The 14624-nt window shown below is 36.4% G+C and carries 15 protein-coding genes; 6 read left to right on the forward strand and 9 right to left on the reverse strand.

Annotated features, from left to right (window positions below):
- On the forward strand, window positions 1–482 hold a 482-nt coding region (locus tag H0Z36_RS05940; protein WP_296864406.1), incomplete at its 5' end, for a DDE-type integrase/transposase/recombinase.
- A 111-nt stretch (window positions 483–593) separates the two neighbouring features.
- Here H0Z36_RS05940 and tatC read toward each other — a convergent pair.
- The 7 genes from tatC to speD form a co-directional block, all read right to left on the reverse strand.
- Complete coding sequence (tatC, locus tag H0Z36_RS05945; protein ID WP_296864408.1) at window positions 594–1397, reverse strand: twin-arginine translocase subunit TatC; 804 nt, start codon at window positions 1395–1397, stop codon at window positions 594–596.
- A gap of 24 nt (window positions 1398–1421) precedes the next feature.
- Window positions 1422–2387: a polyprenyl synthetase family protein gene (locus H0Z36_RS05950; RefSeq protein ID WP_296864410.1), complete on the reverse strand. Its 966-nt coding sequence runs from the start codon at window positions 2385–2387 to the stop codon at window positions 1422–1424.
- 74 nt (window positions 2388–2461) lie between these two features.
- On the reverse strand, window positions 2462–3043 hold the full coding sequence (locus tag H0Z36_RS05955) for a flavin prenyltransferase UbiX (protein WP_296864412.1): 582 nt from the start codon (window positions 3041–3043) through the stop codon (window positions 2462–2464).
- Window positions 3044–3094: 51 nt separating this feature from the next.
- Window positions 3095–3949, reverse strand: coding sequence for a UbiA-like polyprenyltransferase (locus H0Z36_RS05960; protein ID WP_296864414.1), 855 nt, complete (start codon window positions 3947–3949; stop codon window positions 3095–3097).
- On the reverse strand, window positions 3939–5390 hold the full coding sequence (locus tag H0Z36_RS05965) for a menaquinone biosynthesis decarboxylase (protein WP_296864416.1): 1452 nt from the start codon (window positions 5388–5390) through the stop codon (window positions 3939–3941). Before H0Z36_RS05965 ends, H0Z36_RS05960 begins: the two co-directional genes overlap by 11 nt.
- A 26-nt stretch (window positions 5391–5416) precedes the next feature.
- Window positions 5417–6178: a hypothetical protein gene (locus H0Z36_RS05970; RefSeq protein ID WP_296864418.1), complete on the reverse strand. Its 762-nt coding sequence runs from the start codon at window positions 6176–6178 to the stop codon at window positions 5417–5419.
- 279 nt (window positions 6179–6457) lie between these two features.
- Window positions 6458–6841: an adenosylmethionine decarboxylase gene (gene speD / locus H0Z36_RS05975; protein ID WP_296864420.1), complete on the reverse strand. Its 384-nt coding sequence runs from the start codon at window positions 6839–6841 to the stop codon at window positions 6458–6460.
- A gap of 276 nt (window positions 6842–7117) precedes the next feature.
- Here speD and H0Z36_RS05980 point away from each other — a divergent pair, with 276 nt between their 5' ends.
- Both H0Z36_RS05980 and H0Z36_RS05985 read left to right on the forward strand, forming a co-directional pair.
- A complete protein-coding gene (locus tag H0Z36_RS05980; protein WP_296864422.1) occupies window positions 7118–9337 on the forward strand; it encodes a hypothetical protein in 2220 nt (739 codons plus the stop codon).
- A gap of 27 nt (window positions 9338–9364) precedes the next feature.
- Window positions 9365–11524: a hypothetical protein gene (locus H0Z36_RS05985; protein WP_296864424.1), complete on the forward strand. Its 2160-nt coding sequence runs from the start codon at window positions 9365–9367 to the stop codon at window positions 11522–11524.
- A 123-nt stretch (window positions 11525–11647) separates the two neighbouring features.
- On the opposite strand, the gene H0Z36_RS05990 is transcribed toward H0Z36_RS05985, so the two are convergent.
- A complete protein-coding gene (locus H0Z36_RS05990) occupies window positions 11648–12070 on the reverse strand; it encodes a MarR family transcriptional regulator (protein ID WP_296864426.1) in 423 nt (140 codons plus the stop codon).
- Window positions 12071–12330: 260 nt separating this feature from the next.
- Between H0Z36_RS05990 and trpS the strand changes: the two genes are divergently transcribed.
- A complete protein-coding gene (gene trpS, locus H0Z36_RS05995) occupies window positions 12331–13326 on the forward strand; it encodes a tryptophan--tRNA ligase (RefSeq protein WP_296864428.1) in 996 nt (331 codons plus the stop codon).
- 27 nt (window positions 13327–13353) lie between these two features.
- Here the strand turns inward: trpS and H0Z36_RS06000 are convergent, their stop codons facing one another.
- Window positions 13354–13512 (reverse strand): hypothetical protein, encoded by a 159-nt coding sequence (locus H0Z36_RS06000; RefSeq protein WP_296864430.1) that lies wholly within the window; start codon window positions 13510–13512, stop codon window positions 13354–13356.
- 90 nt (window positions 13513–13602) lie between these two features.
- On the opposite strand from H0Z36_RS06000, the gene H0Z36_RS06005 reads away from it, so the two are divergent.
- On the forward strand, window positions 13603–14040 hold the full coding sequence (locus H0Z36_RS06005; protein WP_296864432.1) for a hypothetical protein: 438 nt from the start codon (window positions 13603–13605) through the stop codon (window positions 14038–14040).
- Between the two features lie 15 nt (window positions 14041–14055).
- Window positions 14056–14595 (forward strand): rubrerythrin, encoded by a 540-nt coding sequence (rbr, locus tag H0Z36_RS06010; RefSeq protein ID WP_296864434.1) that lies wholly within the window; start codon window positions 14056–14058, stop codon window positions 14593–14595.
- Window positions 14596–14624: the final 29 nt, after the last annotated feature.

The following is a 14624-nucleotide window of genomic DNA, read 5'->3' on the forward strand; positions in this document are numbered from 1 at the left end:
AAACTGTTGTTAAGGTAGCTGGTAAAAAATATTACCTTTGGGTTGCTTTATGCAGCGAAACCCGCGTCGTTTTAGCCTGGCACTTATCACCTTATCGTGATACGATCCAAGCTATACGACTCTTGCGCGCTGCTATCCGTAATTCTCAAACTCAACCTGCTGTCTTGATTACAGATCGTTACCCAGCTTATGTCTCTGCTTTCTATGCTGATTGCCCTCATGCCGAGCATATTAGAGTTAACTCTTTCGAAGACCTTATCTCTAATAATACTCTTGAACGCTTTATGGGCACTTTTAAAGACTGGTACAAGAAACTTCGCGGCTTTAAATCCTACAATAGTGCTGTAGCTTTAATCTCTTTTTGGGTAACCTGTTATAACTTCGCCCGACCACATTCGGGTTTAAATAACTGGTCTCCGGCTGAAGTTGCTGGTTTTACACCAAAATTTAAACATAATCGCTGGTTTTCTATGATTGCGTGAGTTTTTTCATCATTTTAAGTTAACAGTTCCTCCACTACCACCCTGATATTTTAAAGATTAAATTGTTACTGCTATTATGACAAAAAGCGTGAATTTTGTAAAGCTAAAGGCTTAATCAATATTCGAATCTTTATTTTTTTGTTTTTGTTTTTTCAAACGCCTTTCTTCCATCTTTTGTTTTCTTTCTTCACTCGGTTCAGCTATCTTAGTAATCCAGATACTTATTTCATATAGCAGATACACAGGTACTGCCATCATTATCTGAGAAAAAGGATCTGGTCCGGGAGTTAAGGCTGCCGCTAGTATGACTATTATAAGCAAGGCATATTTCCGGTTTTTGGCCATAAATTCATAACTTATAATCCCCAGCTTGCTTAAGAAAAAAACTACTACCGGTAGCTCAAACACTATCCCAAAAGGAATAGTAAAAGCCAGGACAAAAGAAACATACTGATCTACCTTAAACATAGTTTCCAGATTTTCGCCAGCAATATAGATAAAAAAGTTGAGGATAAGCTTCAAAATCCCAAAATAAGCAAATAAAACCCCACCGGCAAAAAGTAGCACAGTTACAGGAAAAAGGATATACACATATTTCCGTTCATGGGGGTAAAGTGCAGGTTTTACAAATCGCCAGATAGCCCATACTACTATGGGAAAAGCTATTATAAATCCGGCAATAAAAGATAATTTAAGCTTAACAAAAAAAGCCTCGGTAACTCCTGTTACCACCAGATTTTCGTTAAGCGATTTCAGAGGAGACATAATTATGGCAAGTATCTGTTCACTATAATAAAAAGAAAAAACAGCAGCAATAATAATCGCTATTACACTTATAAGGAGTGCTTTTCTTAAATCTTCCAAATGTTCAATTATAGTTTGCCTGTCCTCAGGCGAAAGATCTCTAAAAACCACAAACCCTCCCCCTCTTTCTCCACATCAATAATTACGTTGAAGAATAAAATCAGCTATATCGGACAAATTTTTTTTCACTTCCACATCAGGCAAAAGTGCAAGCTCTTTCTGCGCTTTAAAAGCAAAACGGCTGCTTACCTCATAGGCGTAATCAATCCCACCTGAATCTATAACAGCCTCAATAATATAGTCGGTATAAGCATTGCATAATTGCGGAGAAGCCAACAATCTTGCCAGTTCTTCCCTTTTAGAACTATATTTTAAAGCAAATAAAGCAGGTAAAGTTATTACCCCCTGTCTTATATCACTTCCAGTAGGTTTGCCTAATACCTCTTCATCAGCAATATAATCTAAAATATCATCAGTTATTTGGAAAGCCATCCCCAGATAATATCCGTAAAGCTTTAAGGCATTGATATCTCTTTGATTTGCATTACACAAAACTGCCCCTAGTTGGCAGCTAACCGAAATCAGCAAAGCAGTTTTACGTTCAATCCGGCGCAGATAATTTTTCAATCCTTTAGTAATATCAAAAGAACTCATCATTTGAACAATTTCGCCTTCACATATTTTCATACTCGCATCTGCTAATATGTCCAAAATATCATTTCGTCCGTATGAAGCTATTATTGATAATGCACGGGCAAAAATATAATTGCCGGCGTAGATGGAAACCCGGTTTCCCCAGCCGCTTTTTACAGTCTGTGTTCCTCTTCTTACCTCAGAGTCATCAATAACATCATCATGTACCAGCGTTGCCATATGGATAAGTTCTAAAGCAACAGCCATAGGAATAATGTCATTTATATCATCCTTAAAAATTTTGGCAGACAAAAGTGCAAAAGCAGGTCTCAACCTTTTCCCCCCTGCGCTTACCAAATGCTGGGAAGCTTCATTAAGAATAGGAACACTGCTATCTATATTACAGATCAGATTTCTTTCCACCACTTCAAGTTCTCTCTCTATCGGAACAAAAAAATTAAAACTCATACCTTTCCCCTTAAGCCTAATTTTTTATACTAATTATATAAAGATATCGGTTTTATTCCAAATCGAAAATATATTTATTCATATCTTCTGTACAAATCATTAGGAATCCTTATTACATCCAAAACCTTTCCTACTATAAAATCAACCATATCGTCTATACTCTGCGGGAAATTATAAAAAGCAGGCATAGCTGGAACTACATATACCCCCATTTCTGATAAAGACAGCATATTGCGCAAATGTACAGTGCTTAAAGGAGTCTCCCTGGGAACTACTATAAGAGGCCTTCTTTCCTTAAGCATTACATCAGCAGCCCTTTCCAAAAGATTCTTGGAAACCCCATGGGCAATATTAGCTATGGTTGACATGGTACAGGGAATAACAATCATTCCATCAATCAGAAATGATCCACTGGCTACAGGAGCAGCTATATCCGCATTGTTATATACAAACAATTTTTCACTGTTAAAATGGCTTTTTACAACCTCTTCTAAACTGCCTTCGAATTCCCAGCCCATCTCCTGATTAAGTACAATTTTAGCTGGGTCGCTTATAATAAGATGCACTTCGAACTCACGTTTCAAAAGCTCTTCTACCAATCTTACTCCATAAACTGCACCACTTGCACCAGTAAAAGCTACTACATACCTTTTCAAGTTTTTACCTCCTTAGATAAATCCATTTGCTATAAACTATTTTTTCATAGGCTAGACAAAAATATCCACAAGGGTAGCGGCAAAAATAATAAGACCTACATAGCGGTTGATAACAAAAGATGCAAAATTGACCTTATCAAGATTTCCCGGCCTAACCAGAAGATGTTCATATAAAAGGATAAAAGCAGCAAAAGCAATACCAAAATAATAATATAATCCCAGTTTAAAGTACAAACCGTTTATAACAAAAAAAAGAACAGTCAAAACATGAAACCAGACAGAAAACCTTAAAGCACCTACTTCTCCAAAACGTGCGGGGACAGACTTAAGCCCATAAGAGCGATCAAATTCTATATCCTGACATGCATACATAACATCAAAACCTGCTATCCAGAAGGCAACCGCTAATCCCATAATAAAAGGGGCAAAATCCAAAGTTCCTGTTATTGCTATCCAGGAACCTATCGGTCCCATGCCTATAGCCAATCCCAAAATTAAATGGCACCACCAGGTAAAACGCTTGGTATAGGAATAAATCCACAAAACTGCCACTGCCAAAGGCGCCAACTTAACACAAAGCATATTCAATTGATAGGCTGAATAAAAAAGCAAAGCAAAAAAAATAAATACTGCCACCCATACCCGCCTTACCGATAATTTTCCCGCTGCCATTACCCAGTCCCTGGTGCGCGGATTAGCCCTGTCAATCTTGCGGTCAATTAAGCGGTTTAAACACAAAGCTGCTGTCCGGGCACTTATCATAGCAACAGTTATCCAGAAAAACTGTCTTATCGTAGGCATCCCCATAACAGCCAGAAAAGCTCCCAGATAAGCGAAAGGCAAACCAAAAAGAGTATGTTTAAAATCTATCATTTCCAAAAAAAGCTTTATCTTATTATAAGTCAATTTCATACTCACTCCATCTTTTGTCAACTAACTCTTTAATTTCCGGAGACATCTTTATATCTTCCGGCCACTCACGCAGGTGCCCTTCGCTTCTCCATTTTCTAGTGGCATCAATCCCCATTTTTGCACCATATAAAGGTAGAGGAGCCGAATGGTCTAAAACTTCTAAAGGTCCATCTACTATTACCGTATCACGACGCGGATCTACATTATTAAATACCTTCCACATTACCTCAGATACATTCTGAACATTTACATCTTCATCTACCACTATAATAAACTTGGCAAACATCATCTGTCCCATCCCCCATAAGGCGTTCATCACCTTACGGGCATGTCCGGGATATGATTTTTTAATAGATACCAGAACACAGTTATGAAATACCCCTTCCATAGGCAAATGCATATCTACAATCTCCGGCAGCTGGAATTTCAAAAGAGGTAAAAATATGCGTTCAGTAGCCAAAGCCATATAACAATCTTCCTGAGGTGGCTTACCCACTATAGTTGCCGGATAAATTGCATCACGACGGTAAGTTATGCATTGGACATGAAATACGGGAAATTCCCCAGCTAAAGAATAATATCCAGTATGATCTCCAAAAGGTCCTTCTACTCTGGTTTCCCCCGGGTTTACATATCCTTCAATTACGATTTCAGCATCAGCCGGAACTTCCAGATCAACCGTCTTGCACTTAACAAGCTCAACCGACTTTTTGCGAAGGAAACCTGCAAAAATCAGCTCATCTATATCTTTAGGCAAAGGTGCAGTAGCTGCATAAGTTATAACCGGATCTCCTCCCAAAGCTACTGCTACCTCTGTTGCCCTGCCCAACTTGCAGTTTTTGCGGTAATTTTCTGCTCCATCATGATGCATATGCCAATGCATTCCAGTAGTTTGGCTATCATATACCTGCATCCTGTACATACCGACATTCCTTTTACCAGTTTCAGGGTCTCTAGTATAAACTTGAGGCAAAGTTATAAACTTTCCGGCATCCTTAGGCCAACATTTAAGAATAGGCAAAATATCCAGCGAAGGCTCATAATCAACTACTTCCTGACAAGGGGCTTTTTTTACTATTTTAGGCATAAATGATGACAGTTCAGCCAGCTTAGGCAGCATTTTTACTTTATCCCACATCGATCTGGGAACATTATCTTTAATCTCCAGCAAATCAGTAACTTCTTGGGCAATATCATCAAGACTCTTTACCCCCAAAGCCATAGACATACGCTTTACACTGCCAAAAGCATTAATCAAAACCGGCATATTATATCCTTTAACATTTTCAAAAAGCAACGCAGGCCCATAAGCTTTAGATACACGGTCGGTTATTTCCGTAATTTCCAGTTCACTGTCAACTTCAACCTTTATTCTTTTAAGTTCCCCTTCTTTTTCGAGAACACTTATAAATTCTCGCAGGTCTTGATATGCCATATCTACTTTCCTCCACCCGATGATATTTAGACCACCGCTTTTTCCCTGGATCTATCAATAGAACAGATTTCTAAAAGCAGCCTTTGAATATAATTGGAACTAATGTGATTTTCCGGTTCTAATTCAGATAAAATCCTGATACTTTCATCTATATAAAACTGAACAAGAGGGGGATACTCCGTATAATCACAACTTATCGAAAGACATACAGCAAATCCCAAACTGCATCCCAGTCTGCGGTAAGCTTCCTCTTTTTTCTTATCACTTCCTGAAAGGCGAGCTGCTGAAATAAAAGCTGCCGAAAAAATAGGAACATATATATTTTTAAGTTCATACAGTAGATCTGTTTTCATTTTATATTTTACAGTTAATCCTTCACTCATCTGGCATATTAATTCGGCAAAAATATCTAAAAGTTCTGTTGCCTCAACCTGAATCAGTAGTTTAAGTATTTTTCCAAATATATAATCTCCCAGTAAAATAGAAAACTGCATTTCCTGATCACATTCCTGACCTTCTTCTTTATCCTTAACACCTTCATGGATACAGGTTCCCAGATAAATAATCTTAAAAATATTGGCCATAGAAATACTTAAATCCCTATCAATCCCCGCATATTTATAAACACCCAGCACAAAAGCCGGAATGATATCCAACAAAGGATCATGGCTTAATTTTTCAACATATCTTTCAATTTCTTCCTGCCATATAACAAAGCTGTTTGTAAATTCTTCATTAACTTTTCTAAGCTCGTTTTGCAGTTCCCCTGATGTTACGGACTGTTTCATTCCCCTTCCCCCTCTTTAAATCACCTGAATACTTAATCTTATTAAGATACCTGCTGGAATATAATTCGACCTTCAACATGGCAATTATAATAACAATCATTATTGTTTTTATTATAAATTAAAAACCCAGCTTGTAGAGCAGAAAAATAATTATTTAAAAGCGTTTTTTCCAAAAATAAAATAGACCTTATCCGTTTCCTCCCAACGAATAAGGTCTACTAACGATACTTACCGTTCCTCTTCTTTAATCTACATCGGTCAACTAAAATAGTATCCCTCCTAAATGTTTGCCACCAAGCGCTCTTCCTGACCTTGTTCTATAATACCGCGTTTTACTTCGGTTGCATTAACATATTCAGCACCAAAATTTTCCGCTAAATAATTACAAGCATCCCATGGATCTACTTTTTCTCCACAGGTAAATACATCTACAGCTGCATATCCTAATTCAGGCCAGGTATGAATCGCAAGATGGGATTCTGAAATTACAACGACTCCACTTACTCCTTGCGGACTAAATTTGTGAAAAACAAATTCTCGGACTTCCGCTCCAGCCTCTAAAGCAGCGTTGAGCATGATATCTTCGATTTTCTTTAGATCATTTAATACCTCAAACTTACATCCATAAATTTCAGCCAAAATGTGTCTCCCTAAAGCCTGCAATAATGTCGCCTCCCTCCAGAAATTGCGTTTGGTTTCCCAAACCTCCTTTAATACATAAAGATACATGTAGAATTTTAGCACAATTGTCTGGAAAGTCAACTATAAATTAATTTTTTCGCATAGTCATTAAAAACCGCTTAAAATGCAGGATTAAAATAATCTGAAGCTAATTATATCACTGTCTAAAGTTTTTTTTCCCAGTTTATTTTTGTATAATTAGCAAATGATTAAACAAAAAAACAATCTGTTTTCACAATTCAAATAGGAGGCATTAGAATGCACAAAAAAGTTAAACTGTCTATTATTATTACCTTACTGTTTTGCATAATGTCCATAATCGCTTTTCCATTACCAGCAGCTGCACAAAATACCGAGCCTGATAAAAAAGTTGTAATACTGGTTATGGATTATATAGATGTTTCCGATTTAATTTCAGCTCATACTCCCAATTTAGACAAACTTATAGAAAACAGCGGCACTGGTCTCATGAATATAAGAAGCAAAAATCTTAATCCATCAAGCTCTTATATGTCTATAGCAGTTGGAACAAAAGTAGGCACTGTATCCAGGGCAGAACTTTCTTTCAACACTGATGAAGAAATCTCTGCACTACCTTATGTTTTCAAAAATCAGAGTGTTACTACTAAGGCAGAAACTTTATATTCCTTATTTACTGGTAGAATCCCTCCTTCTGATGGAGTAGTCAATATATATACAGAAATGCTAAAAAATACCGCCAGCAAGTACACGCCAGCCTATGAAATCGGACAAATAGGTAAAATTGCCCGTGAAAACAATCTTAGAGTAGGTGTTATAGGAAATGGAGACACGCTTTCCCGTCTGAATCGAAACATTGCCTTATTAGGTATGGACGAAGATGGTATAGTCCCATGCGGAAATGTAAGTCAGGATTTGCTAGAAACAAGTCCACTTACTTTGGGAGGAATGCGAACCAACCATAAAGCTATGCTGGACAATATCCAAAAATATTTGCCTGAATGCGATATCCTTTTCATAGATCTAGGCGACACAACCAGAATAGAATCAGACCGCACAAATGCTGCCGAAGATATAATTAGAAAACAACGCGAGCAAGCTTTAGAACGCAATGACCAGCTAATAGGTCAAATTCTTCAAAAAATCAACTTTGACAAAACCATGCTGGTAATTATAACTCCTAATCCCAGTGCGCAAATGGTAGAAGCAGGAAACTTTGCATTAACCCCTATAATAGTCCATTATCCCAACAATAAAAAAGGGTTGTTAACATCTCCTACTACCCGGCGTGAAGGTATAGTAGCCAGTGCTGATGTCTTGCCTTCTATATTCGCTTATCTAGACAGTAATATAGTGCCAAGCAATCAGGGAATGCAAATTGTAAACAACGTGGATAATAATCTTCGCCTTTTAGAACAAAAACTTACATTTTTCAAACAATTAAGAACCAATAGAAAACCTTTAAACATAAGCTTCATGCTCCTCGCCTTAGCAGTTATATTATTGGGACATTTTGTAATAAACAAAAAAAATACCAAGTTTTATCCGTTACTCGATCGATTAATTATATCTTCACTTTGTATTCCAGTAATTTTTCTTTTTTTAGGCTTTACTAATTATAATTCTATAATCATATCTATATTATTAACTTTATTGCTGGCGTTTTTACTCTCAGCCATAATTCTGAGAATTTGCCCTGATATTCTTAAAGCTTTTTTCACCATTGCTTTTATCACAGTCTTTTTACTTATATCAGATGTATTTTGCGGTTCACCTTTAATGCTGAATTCACCTTTGGGCTCTGATGTAATAGCCGGCGGAAGATTTTATGGAATAGGAAACGACTATATGGGGATTCTTTTATCCTGTGCCATAATAACAACAATTTTAACAATAAATAAACTTAAGCTTAACCCGAACTTGAAAGCTTTATTAGGAAGCATTCCCCTGCTTTTTACCGCTCTGGTAATAGGTTATCCTAAGTTGGGAGCTAATGTAGGAGGCTTTATCAGCACCTTATTTACTACAGGGATTTTTCTTCTGTTAATGCAAAAAAATAAGCTTAATTTCAAAAAAATCATAATAGCAGGAATAGTATCCGTACTTGCTGTAGTAGGTATAGCTAGCCTGGATGCTTTTATTAATCCTAATCCTTCACATGCAGGAAAAGCTATTCAAAGCCTCCTGTCTGGAGGCAGAGAAGCATTCTTTTCTATAATTCGCATAAAACTAGGCATACTGGTCAATACCGTTTACAAATCGATCTGGACTTTAGTCCTTATAACAGAAGTAGCTGTTCTCGTTTTCTGGAAGCTTAAAAAACGCGATGCTTTTCTTAAGATTTCACAAATTCATCCTTATATAAACCAGACTCTAAAAATTCTCGCAGTCGCTGCAGCAACCGTTTTTCTGGTCAACGATACCGGAGTAATTGCAGCATCCTTCATTCTGTTTTATATGGTTTCGCTCATGTGGCTGACTATAAAAAAAGCTGCATAAAATTTTAGAAGTTAAGGTGAATTTATAATGAAAAAGATTATTAACTTTCTCATAGCTATCTTTATATTTAATCTGATCATCTTTCCTGAATATATTAAAGCTCAAACTGATGGAAATACCCAAAACGAAAAAATAATAATCTATATGATAGACAATCTCGCTCTAAGCGATATTACTCCAACTAATACCCCTTTTTTATGGAAAATTCAAAACGAATGGGCAACAGGACTTTTAAATACTTCAGCTGCCAAAAACCGCACTTTTAAAAATGCCTGTGCTACCGTATCTGCCGGACAGTCTGCCGTTGGCAGCGCCAATTCTCATCTTAACTATAATGCAGCCGAAAATTGCGAAGGTGAAAATGCAGGAACTGTATTTTACCGCAATACAGGAATAAAACCGGGAAAAGAAAATATAGTTATAAGCTCGTTTGTTGTAATAGAAAAAAATAACCGTAAACGCAATCTAGGAGATGTCGGAAAATTAGGGGAAGAAATATCTAAACACGGCTATACCACATATATAATCGGCAATGCTGACCGCCCGGGCTATTATTATCGTCCAGGCGCAATAATACTTATGAACAAAAAAGGATTGGTCGACAAAGGAGCTGTCGACCAATCTACTACCATTAGAGATCCAAATATGCCGGTTTTTATCTGGACAGACTATGATGCCATAAATAATAAAATTAAAAACATAAAAGAAAAAAGCGTAATTTTAATAGAATATGGCGATCTAAACCGCTTAGAAGCTATGTCAAAACTCTTCTCTCCGGCTAACTATAGCCTAGAAAGGCAAAAAATACTTAAAAATATCGATAGTTCGATTGCCGAAATCGAAAAATATAATAAATCAACCAAACATTGCAGCTATATAATAAATATCGCTCCTTCCTTAAATGGAAAAAATCCTGAAAATCTTTTAACCCCTGTTTTCATAAAAAAGCCGGGATATAATGGTATTTTAACAAGTTATTCCACCCGGCGTGACGGAATAATAACCTTAATCAATTTGCATGATTCTATTTTAAGCTGTATCGTCCCGGAAAAAGTCGACCCCGTCTTCGCCATATCGGTTTCTTATCCTTTACAAACACTGACCAAAATCAATAAAAAGGCTGTTTTTAACTACGTAAACCAGCCTTTTATACTTACTTTTTATGCTATTATCGCTCTTTTATCTTTTTCTGGAGCGATTTTATTGATACTGCTGAAAAAGAAAAAACTCAGAAAACTGATTTATTTCTTTATAATTCTGCCGATTTCTATCCCGGCAACTTTGTTTGTAATGCCCTTATTAAGTATAAACAGTCTTTTGTCTTTTATAATCATATCATTTATTCTAAGCCTTTTCATAGGGATAATGTCCTTTACCATTGCCAAAATCTTAAGAATATCTCCTTTAGCAGTTGTTACAGCCATTAACGTCATTATAATAACTGCTGATATGATTGGCGGCTTTGAACTGATAAAAAATTCTATAATGAGTTATCAACTCATAAGCGGAATACGCTACTATGGTTTAGGTAACGAATACATGGGTATACTCATCGGTTCTGCAATAACATGGGCAGCCTTAAAACAAAACCAAAACAATTCTTTGCTATCTAAATGCTTAATTTTTTCGCTTTTCGCACTGGTTATATTTTTGCTTTCTTCTCCTCATATAGGAATAAACGTAGGCGGAACCATAACTGCCTGTATTTCATTAAGCTTTACCTGGTTTAATCTTAATAACCGGCAACTAAAAGCAAAAGATATACTTTTAATAATTGCTTTAACTATTGCTATAATTAGCTCTATGCTAATATCTGATTTAAGGATGCCCGTAAACCAGCAGTCTCATTTAGGCAACAGCTTTCGGGCAGTCATAAATGAAGGTTATAAAGAAGCTTTAAATATAATCAAACAAAAACTCTATCTTCATTTAAAAATAATCAACTATACAAAATTAGGCTGGATCTTACTGTTTTTAATTTTGACTGTATCTGCACTGATACTTAAACCTTCATCATTAGCTATAAAACTTAAAAATAATAATCCTGTAATATTTGCGGGAATACAGGGACTTTTAACCGGAGCAATTACTGCCCTCATATTCAACGATTCTGGCATAATTCCTGCCGGATACCTGATGGCGTATGCGTTAACTTTAACCATTCACTCTCTGCTATCGACAAAATAAAAAGCAGGAAGTTAAATATCAAACTTCCTGCTTTTTATGCATTTTTAGCTTTTGAATCTGCTTTCAAGTTAAGCAGATTTTTTTGTAATTATGTCATCTCCACCTTCAATCTCGAATCCCTTTTTATTCAAGCCCATTTATTATATTATTGAGCCCATGCAAAAACTCTTTCTGGTTATCTTCACCTAAAATTTCAAATAAATGAGAATTAAATTCATCAGCTAATTTTACTATCTTCTCGGCAATATCTCTGCCCTTATCAGTGATAAAAACCCTTATTGCACGCCGATCCTGGGAATCAAGCTGTCTTTCTACCAGCTCTTCTTTTTCCAGTTTATCTACCAGAACCGTCATAGAAGAACTATCGATCAAAGTGCGATTGCCTATCTCCTTCAGAGTAAGACCATTCTCCTGTAAAAGGCAGGAAAGAATAAAAGATTGCGGAATACTTATTCCGTATGATTCTAATTTTTCTGTTAAATGTTTATCAATCTTCTTCATTGCGGCACGCATATTAAAACATATATAATTGGAAAAATCGTTCATAACTCAAACTCCTTTACTCAAAATTTTTATTTTTTTATCTTTATAATCATATTATTACACTTAACAATTATATGTAAACATAATTTACTTTTAAATAAAATCTACCGGAGGCGAAAGGCTTGCATAACGCACTCTATAATGTTATTTTAAAAAAGTCGAGCAGTCAAATATATTATTTTTTGAGCCTCTATATCTAAAAATTATATCCAAAAAAATTACACTTTAAAACTAGATATATGCAAAAACAGGAGGTAATTAAAATGCCAAAAATAAAAAAACGAATACTGACTGGTGATCGCCCTACTGGCAGCCTTCATCTAGGACATTATGTAGGTAGCTTAAAAAACCGGGTTAAGCTGCAGGACGAATATGAAAGCTATATAATTATCGCAGATGTGCAAGCCCTTACCACCCACTGGGAAAAAGGTGAAAGCCTTTATGATAGCGTTATGCAGATAACTTCTGACTACCTGGCTGCCGGACTTGATCCAAATAAAGCAACCATTTTTATCCAAAGCATGATTCCTGAAATACATGAACTTACCATGTATTTTTCGATGTTTACTTCGGTCAATGTGCTACGCCACAATCCAACTATCAAAACTGAAGCTGCCCAACACGGCTTCAAAGACATGACCTATGGATTTTTAGGCTATCCGGTAAGTCAGGCAGCTGATATAACTATATTCAAAGCAGATTTGGTTCCGGTAGGAGAAGACCAAATACCTCATATCGAATTTACACGTAAAATCGTGCGGAGATTTAATGAACTTTATGCTCCAGTTTTAGTAGAGCCTGAAATAATAGTTGGCGAAATTCCGCGTTTAATAGGTTTAGACGGACAGGCTAAGATGAGCAAAAGCCTTAATAACGCAATCTTTCTGGCAGATCCACCTGAAGTAGTAAATCAAAAGGTCTGGAATGCAGTAACTGACCCGGCTAGAATAAGAAAAAACGATCCAGGTCATCCTGAAGTATGCACCGTATTTACTTATCACCAAGTATTTAATTCCGCAGAAGTGCCGGAAATCGAACAGGATTGCCGCCAAGGCAATATAGGCTGTGTAGCATGCAAAAAAAATCTGGCTTCTAAAATCAATGAGCTTTTGGCTCCTATGCATGAAAGAAGAAAAAATTACAGCATTTCTGATATTAAAGACATACTTAAAACTGGTACAGCTAAAGCACATGAAGTAGCCATAGAAACTATGCAGGAAGTCCGTGAAGCCATGAAGATTGATTATTTTAAACAATAAAAAGGGGAAATCCCCTTTTTATTGTTTCTATAATACATTTATACATCCCTTGGTCTCAAGGGATAAAATTATCACCATAATGAGCACAACTACACCCAAAATATTATTTTTCATTCTCTGCTTTTCTATCATCTGGTATTTTTCATAATAAAACTGTTCCTTTTTTTTATTTCTCAACTTTCTCAATTTCTCACCTCCACGGGCAATAAATAATTGCCAAAAACCCCAAAAAGAATATATCATGTAAAAAAACTGACTAATAAAAGGAGTGACAAAATGACAAACCTGTCAGAATTCGAGCTGAAGTTTTTGAGGCTGGAAAAGCACCTGCTTTTGCCCAACGTTACAGCAATAATTACCACTCAGCACCTTTATGATATACTTTTTCAATACTGTATAACAGTGGAAAAAGAACAAAAACTGCAGCACTTTATCAATATGATGGAAAAACATATTAAAAGCAAATCTAAAGCTCCTTTTTCCATGCCTTACAGCGAATTGGCCTTTCTGGAAGAAGGTCTTGAGGAACTTAAGCTTTTAAACTGGATGGAAGCCGATATTGCCTTATTTGAAATTAAAGTGTATAATTTGGAAAAATCATCTTCAGAATATATAGAAAATATTGTCGAAGTCCTCAACAATTATCTGATCTGCAAGCAGATAGACGACAGTAATCTCATCTATGTATATCCCAACTGGATTACCAAATATTAAAAAGGAGGATAAATTATGGAACTCAAAGGCAGCCGCACCGAAAAAAACTTGTGGGAAGCGTTTGCCGGCGAATCCCAGGCTCGAAACAAGTATACCTTCTGGGCAAGCCAGGCAGATAAAGAAGGCTACAAACAGATAGCCGCCATTTTCCAGGAAACCGCAGACAATGAAAAAGAACATGCCAAAAGGCTTTACAAATTCTTAGTAGGAGGTTCAATTCCGATCACTGAAGAAAATTTATTAGAAGCAGCTAACGGTGAAAATCACGAACACACCAGCATGTATCCTGAATTTGAAAGGATTGCCCGCGAAGAAGGCTTTGATGAAATCGCTGATGTTTTTCGGGAAATCGCAGAAGTAGAAGAGGAACATGAAAAGAGATTCAGAAAGCTTTTAGAAAATGTTAAGAATAAAACCGTATTCAAAAAGCCGCATCCGGTAAAATGGAAATGCCGCAACTGCGGATATGTGCATGAAGGAAATGAAGCCCCGAAAATTTGCCCGGCCTGTGCACATCCTCAAGGCTATTATGAAGTAATGTGCGAAAACTACTAATTTAAAAAGCGGAGAATTTAAAATCTCCG

It is taken from the genome of Thermosyntropha sp., assembly GCF_017656155.1.
Lineage (GTDB): Bacteria > Bacillota > Syntrophomonadia > Syntrophomonadales > Syntrophomonadaceae > Thermosyntropha.